Origin of the sequence: Leucobacter celer subsp. astrifaciens (genome assembly GCF_001273835.1) — a bacterium.
In the GTDB taxonomy this organism is placed as follows: Bacteria; Actinomycetota; Actinomycetes; order Actinomycetales; family Microbacteriaceae; genus Leucobacter; species Leucobacter celer.
This window is the reverse complement of the sequence record NZ_JHEI01000134.1, coordinates 347,973-364,229: the sequence shown is the minus strand read 5'-3', so window position 1 is coordinate 364,229 and position 16,257 is coordinate 347,973. Positions and strand designations below refer to the sequence as shown.

At 71.2% G+C, this 16,257-nt stretch carries 16 protein-coding genes; 2 read left to right on the top strand and 14 right to left on the bottom strand.

The features are described from left to right. Positions 1 to 51: 51 nt before the first annotated feature. The 3 genes from AMS65_RS05715 to AMS65_RS05705 are packed head-to-tail and all read right to left on the bottom strand — an operon-like array spanning position 52 to position 3,073. Complete coding sequence (locus tag AMS65_RS05715) at positions 52 to 987, bottom strand: ATP-binding cassette domain-containing protein (protein ID WP_053383175.1); 936 nt, start codon at positions 985 to 987, stop codon at positions 52 to 54. Further along, entirely contained in the window at positions 984 to 2,030 is a 1,047-nt protein-coding gene (locus tag AMS65_RS05710; protein ID WP_053383174.1) for an ABC transporter permease, read from the bottom strand. The genes AMS65_RS05715 and AMS65_RS05710 overlap by 4 nt, the downstream gene beginning before the upstream one ends. A gap of 23 nt (positions 2,031 to 2,053) precedes the next feature. Then, positions 2,054 to 3,073 carry a substrate-binding domain-containing protein gene (locus AMS65_RS05705; protein ID WP_053383173.1) on the bottom strand — a complete coding sequence of 340 codons (1,020 nt, stop codon included), beginning with the start codon at positions 3,071 to 3,073 and terminating at the stop codon, positions 2,054 to 2,056. A gap of 293 nt (positions 3,074 to 3,366) precedes the next feature. On the opposite strand from AMS65_RS05705, the gene AMS65_RS05700 reads away from it, so the two are divergent. Further along, complete coding sequence (locus AMS65_RS05700) at positions 3,367 to 4,245, top strand: sugar phosphate isomerase/epimerase family protein (RefSeq protein WP_053383172.1); 879 nt, start codon at positions 3,367 to 3,369, stop codon at positions 4,243 to 4,245. A 35-nt stretch (positions 4,246 to 4,280) separates the two neighbouring features. On the opposite strand, the gene AMS65_RS05695 is transcribed toward AMS65_RS05700, so the two are convergent. Further along, positions 4,281 to 4,727 (bottom strand): MarR family winged helix-turn-helix transcriptional regulator, encoded by a 447-nt coding sequence (locus AMS65_RS05695; RefSeq protein ID WP_053383171.1) that lies wholly within the window; start codon positions 4,725 to 4,727, stop codon positions 4,281 to 4,283. A gap of 52 nt (positions 4,728 to 4,779) precedes the next feature. Here AMS65_RS05695 and AMS65_RS05690 point away from each other — a divergent pair, with 52 nt between their 5' ends. Continuing rightward, the gene (locus AMS65_RS05690; protein ID WP_053383170.1) at positions 4,780 to 5,037 is read left to right on the top strand and encodes a hypothetical protein; all 258 of its coding nucleotides are present in this window, start codon (positions 4,780 to 4,782) and stop codon (positions 5,035 to 5,037) included. Between the two features lie 107 nt (positions 5,038 to 5,144). Here the strand turns inward: AMS65_RS05690 and AMS65_RS05685 are convergent, their stop codons facing one another. The 10 genes from AMS65_RS05685 to AMS65_RS05645 form a co-directional block, all read right to left on the bottom strand. Further along, the gene (locus AMS65_RS05685) at positions 5,145 to 6,179 is read right to left on the bottom strand and encodes an NAD(P)-dependent oxidoreductase (protein WP_083451507.1); all 1,035 of its coding nucleotides are present in this window, start codon (positions 6,177 to 6,179) and stop codon (positions 5,145 to 5,147) included. Beyond that, on the bottom strand, positions 6,166 to 6,927 hold the full coding sequence (locus AMS65_RS05680) for an HpcH/HpaI aldolase family protein (protein WP_277620060.1): 762 nt from the start codon (positions 6,925 to 6,927) through the stop codon (positions 6,166 to 6,168). The genes AMS65_RS05685 and AMS65_RS05680 overlap by 14 nt, the downstream gene beginning before the upstream one ends. A 131-nt stretch (positions 6,928 to 7,058) precedes the next feature. Then, a complete protein-coding gene (gene iolD, locus AMS65_RS05675; protein WP_053383169.1) occupies positions 7,059 to 9,008 on the bottom strand; it encodes a 3D-(3,5/4)-trihydroxycyclohexane-1,2-dione acylhydrolase (decyclizing) in 1,950 nt (649 codons plus the stop codon). 349 nt (positions 9,009 to 9,357) lie between these two features. Beyond that, positions 9,358 to 10,812, bottom strand: a complete 1,455-nt coding sequence (locus AMS65_RS05670; RefSeq protein WP_053383168.1) for an aldehyde dehydrogenase family protein — start codon at positions 10,810 to 10,812, stop codon at positions 9,358 to 9,360. Between the two features lie 231 nt (positions 10,813 to 11,043). Further along, positions 11,044 to 12,129: a LacI family DNA-binding transcriptional regulator gene (locus AMS65_RS05665; protein WP_083451505.1), complete on the bottom strand. Its 1,086-nt coding sequence runs from the start codon at positions 12,127 to 12,129 to the stop codon at positions 11,044 to 11,046. Positions 12,130 to 12,155: 26 nt separating this feature from the next. After that, entirely contained in the window at positions 12,156 to 12,332 is a 177-nt protein-coding gene (locus AMS65_RS19360; RefSeq protein ID WP_157502109.1) for a hypothetical protein, read from the bottom strand. A 20-nt stretch (positions 12,333 to 12,352) separates the two neighbouring features. Beyond that, positions 12,353 to 13,129, bottom strand: coding sequence for a TIM barrel protein (locus tag AMS65_RS05660; RefSeq protein WP_053383167.1), 777 nt, complete (start codon positions 13,127 to 13,129; stop codon positions 12,353 to 12,355). Between the two features lie 52 nt (positions 13,130 to 13,181). Further along, the gene (gene iolG / locus AMS65_RS05655) at positions 13,182 to 14,189 is read right to left on the bottom strand and encodes an inositol 2-dehydrogenase (protein ID WP_053383166.1); all 1,008 of its coding nucleotides are present in this window, start codon (positions 14,187 to 14,189) and stop codon (positions 13,182 to 13,184) included. A gap of 160 nt (positions 14,190 to 14,349) precedes the next feature. After that, positions 14,350 to 14,844, bottom strand: coding sequence for an FBP domain-containing protein (locus AMS65_RS05650; RefSeq protein ID WP_053383165.1), 495 nt, complete (start codon positions 14,842 to 14,844; stop codon positions 14,350 to 14,352). Between the two features lie 278 nt (positions 14,845 to 15,122). After that, the gene (locus AMS65_RS05645) at positions 15,123 to 16,190 is read right to left on the bottom strand and encodes a LacI family DNA-binding transcriptional regulator (RefSeq protein ID WP_053383164.1); all 1,068 of its coding nucleotides are present in this window, start codon (positions 16,188 to 16,190) and stop codon (positions 15,123 to 15,125) included. Positions 16,191 to 16,257 lie beyond the last annotated feature (67 nt).

Here is a 16,257-nt window from a genome sequence, read left to right as displayed (position 1 = left end):
GGTGCCGCACCCCGACGGTGCGGCACCCCTGCTCATGCCGACGCCTGCCGACTACTTGTCGTCCGGCTCCGGGAGATCGCGGATGTTGACGGCCTCGGTGACCGGCACGTGGCCGACGCCCGCGGCGGCATCCCCCTCGATCTCATCCCGAATGACGCGCACCGTGTCGGTGCTGGTGCCCGCGTCCCGCAGCTCGTGCACCAGCTGCTCCAGCTCGGCGCCGCCCGCCATGAGACCGGTCAGCTCCTCGAGGGTGATCTCGCCCTTCTCGTGGTAACCGATGTTCTGGCCGCGTCGCAGCAGCAGGAACCGGTTCCCCACGGGGTAGGCGTGGTGCGGGTTGTGGGTGATGAAGATCACGCCGAGGCCGCGATCGCGCGCCTGGATGATGTACTTCAGCACGACACCCGACTGCTTCACGCCGAGAGCGGCGGTCGGCTCGTCGAGGATCAGCACCTTCGCGCCGAAGTACACGGCACGGGCGATGGCCACGCACTGGCGCTCACCGCCCGAGAGCGTGCCGATCGGCTGATCCACATCGCGCAGATCGATGCCCATGTCGAGCAGCTCCTTCTTCGCCGTCTTCCGCATGAAATCGACGTCGAGCTGCTTGAACGGGCCCCACCCCTTCGTCACCTCGGATCCGAGGAAGAAGTTGCGCCACACCGGCATGAGCGGGGCGACCGCGAGATCCTGGTACACCGTCGCGATGCCGCGGTTGAGCGCCTCGCGCGGCGAGGAGAGCTTCACCGGCTCCCCCTCGATCTCGAAGACGCCGTCGTCGTGCTGGTGCAGACCCGCGATGATCTTGATCAGGGTCGACTTGCCCGCGCCGTTGTCGCCGAGCACGCACATGACCTCGCCCGCGCCGACCTTCAGGCTCACATCGCGCAGCGCGATGATGTTGCCGTAGCGCTTGCCTGCCTCGCGGAGTTCGATCAGGGGCTTCAGCCCGGTCGCCTGCGACTTCTCAGCTGTGGCGTTCATTTCCTGCCTCCCTTGGCGGCTCGGCGCTGCAGCCAGAAGTTCAGCACGGTCGCGCCGAGGAGCATCGCACCGAGGAAGAAGCGCAGCCAGTCCGGGTTCCACTCGGCGTACACGACGCCCTTCAGCGCCATGCCGTAGATGAGCGCGCCGATCGCACCGCCGATGGCGCTGCCGTATCCGCCCGTCAGCAGGCAGCCGCCGACCACCGCGGCGATGATGTAGAGGAACTCGTTGCCGATGCCCTCGCCCGACTGCACGGTCTTGAAGGCGAACAGGTTGTGCATGCCGAGCAGCCACGCGCAGAAGCCCACGCCCATGTACAGGCCGATCTTGGTGCGCGCCACCGGAACGCCGACCGCGCGGGCCGCATCCGGAGCACCGCCCGAGGCGTAGATCCAGTTGCCGACCTTGGTGCGGCGCAGGATCCACGTCGCGACGATGACCAGCAGGATCCAGTACAGCACCGTGATCTTGATCCGCACCCCGAAGATCGGGATGTCGGAGGCGAAGACCGCGGCGGCCGATTCGAAGCCGGGCCACTGCGCGATCGAGGGGCTCGCGACGCCGCCGGTGATCATGCGGGTCACACCCAGGTTCAAGCCGGTCAGCATGAAGAACGTCGCCAGCGTCACGATGAAGCTCGCGAGCTTCGTCTTGATCAGCAGCCACCCGTTGATGAAGCCCACTGCGAGCGAGAAGATCAGGCCGACGATGACGCCGACCCATACGTTCGTACCGAACCAGTACACGAACAGCGAGGCGGCGAGCGCGCTGGAGATCACACCGACGCCGGTGGAGAGGTCGAACTCTCCGCCGATCATGAGCAGCGAGACGCCCAGTGCCATGATCCCGACCGTCGACGCGCCGTAGAGCGTCGTCGCGAGCGAACTCGGCTGGGTGAACTGCGGTGCGACGACCGCGAACATGACGAAGAGGACGAGTGCGGCAGCCGTGGCCCCGGCTTCTGGTTTCGTGAAGAACTTCGTGAACCAGTTGCCGGAGGCCAGCCGCTCGTCAGCCTTCGGGGCTGTTGTAGTAGACATGAAAAGCCTTCCCAGGAGGGACGTTACTCGCTGTCGTCAGCGCTGCCGCCCGCGAACTGCGCGGAGACGCTCTCGATGTTGTCTGCGTTGACGACCGCCGGCCCGGTCAGCACGGCCTGCCCGCCGCCGAGCACGTAGCCGCCCTGGTGGAAGAGGCGCACGGCCTCGACGCTGGCGAAGCCCTGCAGGTAGGGCTGCTGGTCGATGCCGAAGAGGATCGAGCCGTCCTGGATCGAGCTGAAGACATCGGAGTTCAGGTCGGTGGTCGCCAGGACCGCGTCGCTGCCGGCATCGGTGATGGAGTCCTTGGCGGTCATCGCGAAGGGCGCACCGAGCGTCAGCACACCGTCGATGTCGGTGTTGGTCTGCAGCTTCGAGGTGATGGTCGAGGCGACGTTGGTCATGTCGGTGCCCTGCACGTACAGCACCTCAGACTGCCCGGTGAAGGTGTCGGCGAGCCCCTCGCAGCGGCTCTCGAGGCCGACGTGGCCCTGCTCCTGGATCACGCAGACGACCCGCTGCAGACCCGCGTCGTTGAACTGCTCGCCGGCGGCCTGCCCGGCGATGAACTCGTTCTGACCGAAGTGGGCCAGCACGCCCAGCTCCTTGTACTGATCCTCGCCCGCATTGATGCTGAACACCGGGATGCCGGCGGCGACCGCGCTCGCGACCGCACCCGACATGGCGTCGGCCTTGGCCAGGGTGACGACGATGCCGTCCACACCCTGGTCGACGGCCTGCTCCACCAGCTGCGCCTGGCGGGCGCCATCGGGATCGGAGGTGTACAGCAGCTCGACGTTGTTCCGCTCGGCGCCGTCCTCGGCCCCCGAACGGATCGTGTCCCAGAACGTATCGCCCGGGGCGGCGTGGGTGACGAGGGCGACCTTCAGCGGGTCGAGATCCGAACCGCCGCCGGCGGCTCCGCCTCCGGCGCCCCCTCCGGCTCCCGCGGGAGAACCGCACGCGGCGAGCAGCAAAGCGCCCGTGGCGGCGACACCGGCAAGACCGAGCTTGCCCCAACGACCCTTACGTGACTTCAACATCGTTTCACTCCATCGTGTAATTGAACTAATGTCGTTACAAAGCTTGCGCTCGGTTTTACAGTACCGTAACTTTCGCCCCGAGGCGACACCTACGGTAAAGGTTCGATAACGACCTCGCCGAAACGGTCCTGGCATCCCGCGAAACATCCCGGTAAACTTGGACCGGTCCAAATCATCACACGGGCACCTTGCTTCTGTCAAGGACGCCCGCTCCTGTGCGGGACGCGGCAGCACCGCTGAGGACGCGGCGCTCCGGCAGCAACCGCACCGCCCGCCGACCCCGAAGGAGCCCCGTGACCGCCGAACCTCGACTGCTGGCCACCTGCTGGACCACCGCGGGAACCGCCAAACCCGGGGGCGAGTCCCCGCGCAGCCCCCTCACCGTCGCCGAGCGCATCGCCGCGGCCGCTGCGGACGGCTGGGAGGGCTTCGGGCTCCTGCACGCGGACCTCATGGAGTTCCAGCGCACCCGCCCGCTCGCCGAGCTGCGCCGCCTGCTCGACGACCACGGCATCGCGCAGCTCGAACTCGAACTCATCGAGAACTGGTGGGCCGACGACGAGCGGCGCCCCGCCTCGGACGGGGTGCGCCGCGACCTCTTCGAGGCCGCCGAGGCGCTGGGCGCGAGGACCGTGAAGGTGGCGCCCGAGACCTCCGACCACCCGGTCGACCCCGCGCGCTTCGCCGAGCGCTTCGACGCACTGGCCACCGAGGCCCGCGAGCACGGCACGCGGGTGGCCCTCGAGTTCCTGCCGTTCGCGACCCACATCGACACGCTCGAGGCCGGCATCGAGCTCGTCACCCAGGTGGGCAATCCCGCCGGCGGGCTCTGCGTCGACATCTGGCACGTCGCCCGGCCGGGCACCGACTACGCGGTGCTCGCCGATGCGCTGCCGGCCGACTATCTCTTCGCCGTCGAGCTGAACGACGCCGCCGCCGAACCGATCGGCACGCTCTTCGAGGACACGGTGCACCGCCGGCTGCTGCCGGGCGAGGGATCCTTCGACGTGCCGGCCTTCATCAATGCGGTGCGCGCCACGGGGTTCGCCGGCGCGTGGGGTGTGGAGATCCTCTCCGACCGCCACCGCTCGCTCCCGCTTCCGCAGGCGCTCGCCGAGGCGCGCGAGGCCACCCGCGCCTGCTTCGCCGAGGCGGACCGCCGCCGCGGCTGAGATCTCGTCGCGCGGAACGCTCGGCGATACGCCTCTCAGGCGGAGCGATCGACGGCCGCGATCACCGTCGCGAGCTCGTCCCGCAGCGCCATGAGACGCTCGACGGGCAGGCCGAGTCGCTCGACCACGGCGGGCGGCACGGAGAGCGCCTGCTCCCGCAGAGCGCGCCCGGCCTCGGTCGGCACGATGCAGAAGGTGCGCTCGTCACCCTCCGCCGGGGTGCGCTCGACGAGGCCGGAGTGCTCGAGCCTCTTGATGATCGGCGAGAGCGTCGCGGGATCGAGGCGCAGCATGTCGGCGATCTCGCCGAAGCGCAGCGGAGCGTCGCCCCAGAGGGCGAGCATGACGAGGTACTGGGGGTGGGTCAGGCCGAGCGGCTCCAGGATCGGCCGGTAGATGCCGATCACGCTCCGGCTGGCGACGGCGAGCGCGAAGCACACCTGTCGATCGAGTTCGAGGGCGTCTTCCGGGAGCTGCTCCATACTCTCGATTCTATCTCGTTTGTGCACGAACGAGTGTGTTAGCATTTCGTTTGTGCGCAAACGAAAACGGCGGCTCTGGCACGAGAGCCCCTACGACGGCCGACCCGGGTTCTACGCCGCCATGCAGCGGTTCTTCTACCAGTTCGAGGGGACCTCGCAGCTCGGAGACCCGAACGAGCCGCCCTACGTGCCTCCGGCCGATCCGCGCTGCCCGGTGTGCGGAGCACTGATGGCGGAGCATCGGATCGACCGCGGCGGGCCGGGGAAGGCGACCCATCTCAACTGCCCGCCGCCCGCGCCGCGGGCCTGAGCGCCGAGCCGCTCGGGTTTCGATACTTCGACTCGGCTTCGCCTCGCTCAGCACGGCGCTCGTCGCGCAACCGGCGGGAACGCCCTGCGCCGCCGATCGGGCGGAGGTCAGACGGTCGCGACGTGGGCCGGCGAGCGGCCCGCCAGCACCTCGGCGACCGCCTCGGCCGCCATGCGGAAGGTGGCCGCCAGCGCACCCTCGGAGAGCCCGGTCGTGTGCGGGCTCAGCAGCACGCGCGGATCCCCGGCGAGCGGATGATCCGCCACCGGCTCCTGCGCGAAGACGTCGAGCCCGACACCGCCGAGCACCCCCTCGTCGAGCGCGGTGCGCAGCGTCTCGACGCGCACCAGGTCGGCGCGGGCGCAGTTGACCAGCACCAGGCCGGGCGCAGCGGTGCGCAGCAGCTCGATCGGCAGCAGCTCTCCGCCGCCGCCCGGCAGGTGCAGCGTGATCGCATCCGCGCGGCGCACCGCCTCCTCCAGGCTCACGTTCTCGTACGCCTCGGCCTGCACGAACGGGTCGTGCACGATCACCCGCATCCCGAAGGCCTCGCCGAAGCCGGCGATGATACGCCCGATGCGGCCGAACCCGAGCACCGCGAAGGTCTTGCCGTGCAGATCGCCGGGCACCGGCACCGCAGCGGTTCCCCATCTGCCGGAGGCGACGAAGGCGTGCGATTCGCCCACTCGCTTCACCAGGGAGCAGATCATCGCGAACGCGCCCTCGGCGACGGCGCGGCTGTTGCTGCCCGGGGTCACCGCGACCGCAACGCCGCGCTCGGTCGCGGCAGCGACGTCGACGCGCTCGACGCCCACGCCGGTGCGGGCGATGACCCGAAGCCGCGGCATGCGCGCGAGCAGAGCCCGGTCCACATCGAAGGCCGCGCGCACGATCGCCCCCTCGGCCTCCGCGAGATCCCCCGCCGAGGGATCGGCGACGAAGATCGTGCCCTCCGGGAGATGGGGCCGCACGAGCCCGGGATCGACCGGGCCGAGGCCGACGACCACGGAGGCGGATCCCGCTGCTTGAGCGACGAAGGAGTCGAAACCCGGGGAGCCCGGCTCGGGCGGCAGTGCGGCGTCAGCGGTTTCGACTCCCGTCGGTCGCTCAACCGGCGGACGCTCCCCCTCAACCGGCGGCATGGTCCACCCCCAGCCCGTCGGGAATCGAGGCGCTCACCGCTGAAGCGAGCAGCGTCGCGTCCGATCCGATGGCGAGGAAGCCGAAGCCGCGATCGCGGTAGCGCTCGATGGCCGCGCGATCGTTCGCCAGGATGCCGGCGACCTTGCCGTGCCGACGGCACGCCTCGACCACCCGGTCGAGCACGTCTTGAAAGCCGGGATCGTCGAACTGCCGCGGCACGCCGAGCGCGTAGCTGAGGTCCTGCGGCCCCACGAAGAGCACGTCGGCCCCGGGGGTCGCGGCGATCGCCTCGAGATCGTCGACCGCACCACGGGTCTCGATCTGCACGATCCCGATCGTCTGCTCGTTCGCGCGGTCGAGGGCGGCGGTGTCGAGCGTCCAGCGCGCAGCGCGGTTGTAGCTGGCCACGCCGCGGTCGCCCTGCGGCGGGTACAGCTGGTGGCGGCGCGCCTCGGCGGCCTCGGCGGCGCTCGAGATGCGCGGGAACATCACTCCGGCCGCGCCGGCGTCGAGCGCGCGCCCGATGCGGATCCGCTCCGGCTGCTCCACGCGCACCAGCGTCGCGGTGCCGTACGCGCCGGCGGCCGCGACGATCGCACCCACCTGGTCCTCGTCCCCGCCGCCGTGCTCGAGGTCGACGAGCACCCAGTCGAGACCGGCCGCGGCGCACGCCTCGGCCGCCGTCACCGAGCCGAGTCCCAGGAAAGTGCCGACCGTGGGCTCGCCCGAGAGGAACCGCTCCCGCAGCGCGCGGCCGGGAGCGAGAGGGCCGGCCGCAGGTTGAGCGGAGTCGAAACCCAGCGGAGTCGAAACCGCCTCTCCCGCCCCTTGATTTCGACTTCGCTCAATCAGCGGGTCACCGGCCGCAGACCCCGCGCTCATCCGTGCCACCGCTGCAGCGCGAGGCCCTCGCCGTATTCGACGAGCTTCTCCGAGGTGTCCACGTGCTCCCAGACCTCGGCTGGCGAGACGTCCCACCACACCTCCGACGACGGCAGGTCGGCGTGCGGGATCGTAGGCACCACGATCACCACGGGGCCGCGCACGTCGCGGGTCTCGTCGAGCGCCGCGCGCACCTCGTCGGCGGTGGTGGGCTTGCGCACCTCCGCCCCGAGACCGGCCGCGATCTGCACCAGGTCGATCTTGAGGTAGCCGCCCTCGAGGCGCCCCGCATCGGCTCCGGCCAGGGATCCCCCGCCCTCGCGGTAGCGGAACTCGTTGCCGAAGTGCTCGCCCGTGCGCCACATCTGCAGGCGGCGGATCACCTGGTAGCCGTGGTTCTCGGAGATGACGACCGTGAAGGGGATGCCCTCCTGCGCCGCGGTGACGATCTCGGTCGGCATCATCACGAAGGTGCCGTCGCCGATGAACGCCGTGACGCGGTGCGAGGGATCGGGGTCGGCCACGCGCACGCCCATCGCGGCGGGCAGCTCGTACCCCATGCACGAGAAGCCGAACTCGAGGTGCGCGTGACGGCCGTCCGTCGCGTCCCATACCTTCTGGATGTCGCCGGGAGGGCCGCCGGCAGCCGCGACGATCGTGTCGCCCGGACGCGCGTGCTGCTGCATGAGGCCGATGAGCTGGCCCTGGGTGAGCACGGCGTCGGTCTGCGGCAGCTCGGGGTGCTGCTCCTTGGGGAAGCGGGTGTCGGGATCGAGCGCGGCGTCGCGCACCGGGACCCAGGCGGCCCGGGCCGCCTCGACATCGGCCGCCCACGCGGCGGGGATCCGGTAGTCGCCGAGCTCGGCGGTGAGCGCCTCGAGCGCGAGCTTCGCGTCGGCGAGCACCGCGGAGGCGCCCTGCTTCACGGCGTCGTGTTCCACCACGTTGATCGAGGCGAAGCGCACGTCGGGGTTCGCGAAGAGCGACTGAGAGGCCGTGGCGAAGTCGGTGAGGCGGGTGCCGATGTGCACGATGAGGTCGGCGCGCTCGGCGAGACGGTTGGTGGTCGGCGAGCCCTCGAGCCCGATGCCGAAGACGCTCCACGGGCCGTCCTCGGTGATCGCCCCCTTGCCGCCGAAGGTCTCGCTGACGGGCAGCAGGGTCTGCTTGCCGAGCGCGGTGAGCTCTGCCTGCGCGTCGGAGTAGATGACGCCTCCGCCCGCGATCACGAGCGGGCGCTCCGCGGCGCGGATCAGCTCGGCCACCCGCGCCACCTCGGCGGCGTCGGGCACGCGCCGACGGATCACCCAGTCGCGCTCCTCGAAGAACTCGACGGGGAAGTCGAAGGCGTGCGACTGCACGTCCTGCGGCAGCGAGACCACGACCGCACCGGTCTCCTCGGCGTTCGCGAGCACGCGGAACGCCTGCGGCAGCGCGGTGAGCAGCTGCTCGGGGCGGGTGATGCGGTCGAAGAAGCGCGACACCGGGCGGAAGGTGTCGTTCGCGGTGACGTCGGGGGTGCCGGGCAGGTCGAGCTGCTGCAGCACCGGGCCCTGACGGCGCGTCGCGTAGGTGTCTCCGGGGAAGAGCAGCAGCGGGATCCGGTTCACGGTGGCCAGCGCCGCCGCCGTCACGAGGTTCGTTGCTCCCGGGCCGATCGACGCCGTCACCGCGAGGGTCTGACAGCGCTTCGACGCCTTGGCGAAGCCGGTGGCCATGTGGCCGAGCGCCTGCTCGTTGCGGCCCTGCACGAAGGGCAGCCGATCCGCGTGCTCGGCGAGCGCCTGGCCCAGACCGGCGACGTTGCCGTGTCCGAAGATGCCGAGCGCCGCCGGCACGAAACGGCGCCGCTCGCCGTCGGCGACCGAGTACTGAGCGGCGACGTAGCGCACGATCGCCTGCGCCACGGTGAGACGCACGGTACGCCCCGATGTTCCCTGAACCATGTCAGATGCTCCCTTGCTTCCTTGTATTCTTCCGGTCATCCTGCGGCCGCGGAGCGGATCGCAGGATCTTGTTCGTTCGAGTGAGAGATTCCCGCCGGTTGAGCGAGGAGCTTGCGACGAGTCGAAACCAGAGCATGCACCCGGCGATCCCTCGATTTCGACTCGCTTCGCTCGCTCAATCAGCGGGGCGCCAGGGCCGAGCGCGGATGGATGAGCTTCGCGCGAGAAATCCCAGCGGTCGCGATCCCCGGATCCTGCGACTCGCTGGCCCAGTGGGGCCACCGTGAAATGCGAGAAACGCTGACGCGTTTCTCTCTGAGCATTTCACGCGCGCAGGATGACGGAGGGATCACCCGTGCATGATCACGGTCTTCACCTCACTCATCTCCTCGATCGTGGAGCGCACGCCCTCCTTGCCGTAGCCGCTGGCCTTGAAGCCGCCGTACGGCATGAGGTCGGCGCGCCACAGCGGCGTCCACCCGAGGTGCACGCTGCCGGCGTCGATCTCGCGCATCGCGCGGATCCCCTCGGAGAGCGTGCCGCCGAAGACACCGGCCGCGAGACCGTAGGGGGTGCCGTTGGCCGCGTCGATCGCCTCATCGAAGCCGCTGACGGTGGTGACCGCGACGGCCGGCCCGAAGAGCTCCTCCTGCGCGAACGCCTGGCGGGTGTCGACGCCGGTCACGATGGCCGGCGAGATGAAACCGCCGTCCCGCTCGCCGCCGGTGAGCAGCGTCGAGCCGTCGGCCACCGCCTGCGCGATGCTCTGCTCGACGCGCTCGGCCTCGCGCTGGGCGATGAGCGGGCCGAGCGTGACACCCTCGGCGAAGGGATCGCCCGTGCGGATCGCCCGCACCTTCGGCAGCAGCGCGTCGAGGAAGTCGGCTTCGACGTCGCGGTGCACGATGACGCGCTGCACCGAGATGCACACCTGGCCGGCGTTCACGTAACCGCCCGCTGCGACCGCGGACGACGCCTTCTCGATGTCGGCGCCGGGCAGGATGAGCGTCGGCGACGAGGCGCCGAGCTCGAGCGAGAGCTTCTTGACGCCCGCGATCGCGGCGATGCGCTCACCCACACCAGTCGAGCCGGTGAACGAGATCTTGCGCACCCGCGGATCGCTGACGAGCGCGTCGCCGAGCACGCCGCCCGATCCGGTCACCACTGAGATGACGCCCTGCGGCACCCCGGCCTCGACGAAGAGCTGAGCGAGGGCCAGAGCGGTGAGCGGGGTCGCTGCGGCGGGTTTGAGGATGACCGCGTTGCCGGCGGCCAGGGCCGGGCCAACCTTGTGCAGCACCAGCAACGCGGGGTAGTTGAACGGGGTGATGGCGACGACGATCCCGACAGGCTGGCGCAGCGTGAAGCCCACCTTGTCCTGCCCCGTACCCGGGTTCGCGTCGAGGGGCAGGCTGTCGCCGTACAGCTGGCTGCCCTCGTAGGCCGAGAGGCGGATGATCGATCCGGATCGGTGCGCCTCGCCGGTCGCCTCGGCGAGCGGCTTGCCGTTCTCGGCAGAGATGGTCGCGGCGAGCTGCTCGGTGCGGGCGTCGGCGAGGTCCGCCGCGCGGTTCAGGATCGCGGCGCGCTCGTGAGCGGGAGTGCGGCGCCACACGGCGGCTCCCCGCTCAGCCGCGGCGATGGCGGCGTCGACGTCGGAGGCCGTCGCCACCGCGACCTCCCCGACGGCGCGGCCGTCGTAGGGCGAGCGCACTTCGGCGCGCGCTCCGTCCGCCGCCTCGCGCCACTCGCCGCCGATCAGCAGCCCGTAGCTGCCGTACTCACGCGTTCCCTGCTCGCTCATCGCCGCCCTTTCATCCTCGAACTTGGACCGGTCCAAATTGTACGCGCAAGATTGCCGCCCGTCAACCTCGGCGCCTGCCGCCTTCCACAAGTGGGAGTCGCGTTCTGCCGGTATCGCCCGAGGCGAAGCAGCACAACGCGACTCCCACTTCCCGCTTGTGCGTGCGAGGCGATGGGGCCCGCAGAGATCCCGCACCGCCCGCTTCCGCGGACGACCCGGGCCGCCGCACGGTCAGGCCCCGGACGACTCCCGCACCACGAGACTCGGCGGGATCAGCACCTCGCGCCCGCGCTGAACGGACTCCGAGGCCGAGAGGAGCGCCTCGGCCGCCTCGCGCCCGATGCGTCGGTTGTGCGGGTCGACGCTGGTGAGCGAGATGCGCGGGATCGACGCGAGGGTCGAATCGTCGTAGCCGGTCACGCGGCAGTCATCCGGCACCCGCACCCCTGCCTCTTCGAGCGCGGCGATCACGCCGAGCGCGGTGAGATCGTTCACCGCGACGACGGCCTCGGGCGGCGCGCCCGCCGCCAGCATCCGCTCCACCGCGCGACGCGCGCCCGCCTCGGTGAAGTTGGCGCGCTCCACCACGAAGAAGTCCTCCAGCCCGTGACGCGCGACGGCCGCCCGGAAAGCGCGTTCGCGCGAGGCCGACACCGTGCCCCCGGCGCCTCCGACGAACACGATGCGCGAGACCCCCCGATCGACGAGGTGATCGACGACCAGGTCGATGCCCGCGACGTCGTCGGTGCGCACCGTGGCGACCGTGTCGTCGGTCGCGTCGATCGCACTCGCCACGACGGTCGGAATCGTCGCCGTGAGGTCGGAGAGCTCCGAGAACTCGGGGATCGTGCCGACGGTGATGAGACCCGCCGGGCGCAGATCCCGGAGCACCGCGAGGTTGTCGCGATCGAGCACGGGCTCCCCGCTGCCGTCGTCGACCTGCGCGGTGACGATCATGGTCCGCTGCCCGGCCTCGCTCAGACGCGCCTTCGCGGCGCCCACGATGTCGGCGAAGATCGGGTTCGAGAGGTTGGAGACGAGGATCCCGACGAGATCCCGCCGCCCCGCCGACAGCGACTGGGCGACGAGGTTGGGGCGGTACCCCAGCGTCTCGGCCGCGAGCAGCACACGCCGCCGCCGCTCCTCGCTGACGTTCTCGCCCCCGTTGAAGACGAGCGAGACGAGCGATTTCGAGACCCCGGCCTCGCGGGCCACATCGCGGATCGTCGGGGGGCGGACATGCGCCGCCTGATCCCGCGTCTGCTCCGTCATCGCCGCCTCCGTCACCCTGCCGTGCGCCGCCTGCCGCCGCGCCACCTCTCACATCCTAGAGCTCGGTGCGTTCACTCCGCGGGCGTCGGCGTCGGCTCGCCCGCCGGGTCGGAGAAGAACCGGAAGATCCCGCCGTCTCCGAGCTCGCCGCCGCCCAGGGTGAGGTACCAGAGGAAGCCGAGCGCTCCGAGGACCAGGATCACCGCCACGATCACCCGGTAGACGTTGCGCTCCCGATCCTCGCCCATCGCTGCCCGCCCTGCCGGCCCTACGCGGAGAACGCCGCCGCGAACGCGTCGAGGGCGGCGTCGGGGTCCCCGCTCGCCCAGGCCTCCATGCCGATCACACCCTCGTACCCCAGCTCGCGCAGCGCGGCGGCGACCGCCTCGTAGCGGATCTCGCCCGTGCCGGGCTCGCAACGACCGGGGACGTCGGCGACCTGGATCTCGCCGATCCACGGCAGCGCCTCGGCGACCAGCGCGACGAGGTTCCCCTCGCCGATCTGCGCGTGGTACAGGTCGAGGTTCAGTCGCATGCCGGGGCGATCGACGGCGCGCACGAGGGCGAGGGTGTCGGCGGCGCGCGCGAACGGCGTGCCCGGGTGGTCGACGGCGAGATTGAGGTTCTCGAGCACGAAGGTGCGGCCGGCCTCCTCGCCGAGCGCGGCCAGCTCGCGCAGCGTGTCGGCGGCGCGGATCCAGTCCTCGCCGCTCACGCTCTCGCGCGGCACGACGGGCAGGCCGCCCTCGCCGAGACCGGTGCCGTGCAGGTTGAGGCGCGGCGAATCGATGATCTCGGCGGCGCGCAGCGACTCCTTCGCGGTGGCGATCAGCTCGGCGCGGCCCTCGTCGGTGGTGAGGTCGCCGCGCAGGTATCCGGTCATCGAGGAGAATTCGGCGCCCGTCGCGGCGAGCGCGGCGAGGTCCTTCGCGCTCCAGTCCCAGATCTCGACGAGGAAGCCGCGGTCGTGGATGCGGCGCACGCGCTCCTCGAACGGCAGCTCGAGGAAGAGCATCTCCGCGCAGGCGGCGAGGCGGTAGGTCATGGCTGGTGTGCTCCTGTGCTCAGCGGGGTGCGGCGGGCGGGACGCCTGGCGGTCACGCCTCGACGGACACCGCGACGCCCTCGGCGGCGGAGCGCTGTGCGGCGTCGGCGAGGATCAGCGCGGCGCGACCGTCCTCGAAGGTGGGGCTGGTCGAGGCCTCGCCGCGCACGAGCTTCACGAACTCGCGCAGCTCGTCGGCGTAGGCCTGGGCGTAGCGCTCGAGGAAGAACGCGCCGAAGGCCGGCTTCGCGTCGACCGCGTCGGCGGTGGAGGCGCTGACGAGGCTGGTGGGCGCGTTCGCCACCTGCAGCATGCCCTTCGCCCCGAAGGCCTCGAGGCGCTGGTCGTATCCGATGGCACTGTGGCGCGAGTTGACGATGGTGACGACCGCCCCCGATGCCGTGCGCAGCGTCGTGACGGCGGTGTCGAAGTCGCCGTGCTCGCGCGCGCCCGGGTCGAAGGCCTGCGTGCCGGTGGCGCTGACCGAGACGATGTCGGGCAGGAAGAAGCGCGCCATGTCGAAGTCGTGGATGGTCATGTCGCGGAAGATGCCGCCCGAGACCCGCACGTAGTCGGCGGGCGGGGCGGCCGGGTCGCGGCTGATGATGATGAGCTGCTCGAGTGCGCCGATCTCGCCCGCGGCCACGCGATCCCGCACCGCCGCGAAGTCGCGGTCGAAGCGGCGGTTGAATCCGAGCGCGACGGGCACGCCGCTCGACTGCACGAGCGGGCGCAGCGCGTCGACCCGGGCGATGTCGAGGTCGATCGGCTTCTCGCACAGCACCGGCAGGCCGGCGCGCACCGAGGCCTCGATGAGGTCGACGTGGGTGGGCGTGGGGGATGCGATGAGCACCGCGTCGATCTCGCCCGAGGCGATGAGCTCCTCGGCGGAGTCGGTGGCGGTGCCGCCGAAGCGCTCCGCCACACCGCGGGCCCCGTCGACGAAGGGGTCGGCGACCCAGGCGAGGGCGGCCTCGGGGGCGGCCGCGATACTCGCGGCGTGCACCTGACCGATACGGCCGGTGCCGATGAGTCCGAAGCGTACGGGAGTCTGCGTCATTGCGGTGTCCTCTGGGTCGGTGTCGGAGTCAGGGCCGGGATCGGGCGCCGCGCCCCAAGGACCCCTGTTTGATAAGACAATATGTCTTGAACAGTATACGGCTTGGACCGGTCCGAAGCGAGGGGTCGCGGCAGGGACGTCCGGCGCTGCACCGCAGACGCTACCGGCCCGTGATCAGCATGTCGGCGAAGCCGGCGGCCTTCCTCCGCAGCGTCTCCACGCGGCGCTCCCGAGCAGCGGCCACGTCGAAGCCCTCGTACGCGGGCGGCGGATCGTTGCGCACGTTGCGCGAGCACTGGAAGTCCCGGCAGAGCAGAATGCCCACGGTCGAGCTCCGGCGTCCGGCCCCGCCGCCCCGACCGGCCGCGTAGAAGACGACGTCGTTCGGCAGGCGCACGTCACGGCACCAGTCGCACATGGCGCGGGATCGAGGCGACGCCTCGGCCTGCCGGAACACCACGCCGGCGAACTCGCCGTCGGGCAGCGGCAGGATCGCGTACGCCCGCCGGGCGAACTTCGGGTCGCGCCAGCCCAGGTAGTCGAGCGACTCCCAGTCGCGCGACTCCAGATCGTCGGGCAGCACGGCCTCCTTCACCTCCCTGCGCGAGGCGTTGATGAAGGACGAGCGGATGATGGTCTCGGTCAGAGGAAGCATGGTGAACCGTGTCTCGGTCGGGTCCCGGGCGGGTGCGCACGCGCGAACGGCCCTGGGAGGGGGTGTGTGCTGGCAGGCTTCGGCCGCCGCACTCGCTCGAGGAGCGCGGCGGGGGCGGGATCATCGCTCACCGGCGACCGCGCCGCCGGGAACCTCCCAACGCCCGAGAGGGGCGGAGCACCGTGCAATCACGCGGCCAGCCTAACACTTGCGCACGCCGGCGCAAGGCGGGCACGGAGCCGCGGCCCCGGCCGTTCCGACACGACCCGAACCCCGGCTCAGGCCCGGGGCGCTGCCACGGATCCGCGCACCGACAGCCGCGGGGTGAACAGGCTCGCGGGCCCGGGATCCGGATCGGCGTCGCCCTCGAGCAGCGCCACGAGGGCCCGGCCCGCCGCCTCGCCCAGCTCGCGCGGATCGCCGCTCACCGAGGTGAGCGAGATGAACTCGTACGCCGCCAGCGGCGAGTCGTCGTACCCGACGACCGACAAGCCGCGGGGCACCTCGAGGCCGTGATCCCGTGCCGCGCCGATCACACCGACGGCCATCGGGTCGTTCACCGCGAACACCGCCGTGGGTACGGGATCGGTTCCGGGCGACGGGGAAGCAGCCGCTCGGGATCCATCGGACGCCGCGACGGCAGCACCGGGTCCCTCCGCCGCAAACAGCCCCGCCGCGACCTCGCGCGCCGCCGCCTCGGTCGTCTGCGCCGCGCGCACCACCCGCGGCGCGAGGCCGCGATCCCGCATCTCGGCGAGATACCCCGCCTCGCGCGCCGCCGCGCTTGCACCCGGGCCCGTGACGCACGCGATCTCGCGGTGCCCGAGTTCGGCGAGGTGCGCCGTGGCGAGCCGCCCGCCGGCGAGCTCATCGCTCGCGATCAGCGGGGCGTTCGGGAGCTCGAGCGCTCGCGTGCCGAGCACGACCGCGGGCACGGTCAGCCGCTTCGCCGCCGCCTCGGGCGCCTCGCCGGCCAGTACCACCCCGTCGACCCGCAGCGAACGGAACACCTCGAGCGGATCGAGCCCCAGGTGCGCGTTCAGCGACGCATCGGCGACGCTCAGGCTGTACCCGCCCGCACCGAGCGCGGTCCGCAGCCCGGCGAGCGCCGGGGCGAACCAGAGGTTCTCGAACTCGTCGATCACCACGCCGATGCTGCGGGTGCGCGTTCCGGCGAGGCCCGCGGCCAGCCGGCTGGGCGTGTAGTCGAGCTCGGCGACCGCGGCGAGCACTGCGTCGCGCTTCTCGTCGCTCACGCGAGGGGATCCGCGCAGCACGAGGGAGACGAGCGACTTCGACACGCCGGCGCGCTCGGCGACGTCATAGATGGTAGGCGACTTGCGCATGCGCGGCTCCTCTCGTGCGCACCGCCGATGCTCCGGCGGGATCCGGGTCCGGAATGCTCTCCGGTGT

What these genes read in the sequence shown, in the direction of transcription:
- AMS65_RS05715 (WP_053383175.1), bottom strand. Translation starts at nt 987, where the DNA reads ATGAACGCCACAGCTGAGAAGTCGCAGGCGACCGGGCTGAAGCCCCTG.
- AMS65_RS05710 (WP_053383174.1), bottom strand. Translation starts at nt 2,030, where the DNA reads ATGTCTACTACAACAGCCCCGAAGGCTGACGAGCGGCTGGCCTCCGGC.
- AMS65_RS05705 (WP_053383173.1), bottom strand. Translation starts at nt 3,073, where the DNA reads ATGTTGAAGTCACGTAAGGGTCGTTGGGGCAAGCTCGGTCTTGCCGGT.
- AMS65_RS05695 (WP_053383171.1), bottom strand. Translation starts at nt 4,727, where the DNA reads ATGGAGCAGCTCCCGGAAGACGCCCTCGAACTCGATCGACAGGTGTGC.
- AMS65_RS05685 (WP_083451507.1), bottom strand. Translation starts at nt 6,179, where the DNA reads ATGCCGCCGGTTGAGGGGGAGCGTCCGCCGGTTGAGCGACCGACGGGA.
- iolD (WP_053383169.1), bottom strand. Translation starts at nt 9,008, where the DNA reads ATGGTTCAGGGAACATCGGGGCGTACCGTGCGTCTCACCGTGGCGCAG.
- AMS65_RS05670 (WP_053383168.1), bottom strand. Translation starts at nt 10,812, where the DNA reads ATGAGCGAGCAGGGAACGCGTGAGTACGGCAGCTACGGGCTGCTGATC.
- AMS65_RS19360 (WP_157502109.1), bottom strand. Translation starts at nt 12,332, where the DNA reads ATGGGCGAGGATCGGGAGCGCAACGTCTACCGGGTGATCGTGGCGGTG.
- AMS65_RS05660 (WP_053383167.1), bottom strand. Translation starts at nt 13,129, where the DNA reads ATGACCTACCGCCTCGCCGCCTGCGCGGAGATGCTCTTCCTCGAGCTG.
- iolG (WP_053383166.1), bottom strand. Translation starts at nt 14,189, where the DNA reads ATGACGCAGACTCCCGTACGCTTCGGACTCATCGGCACCGGCCGTATC.
- AMS65_RS05650 (WP_053383165.1), bottom strand. Translation starts at nt 14,844, where the DNA reads ATGCTTCCTCTGACCGAGACCATCATCCGCTCGTCCTTCATCAACGCC.
- AMS65_RS05645 (WP_053383164.1), bottom strand. Translation starts at nt 16,190, where the DNA reads ATGCGCAAGTCGCCTACCATCTATGACGTCGCCGAGCGCGCCGGCGTG.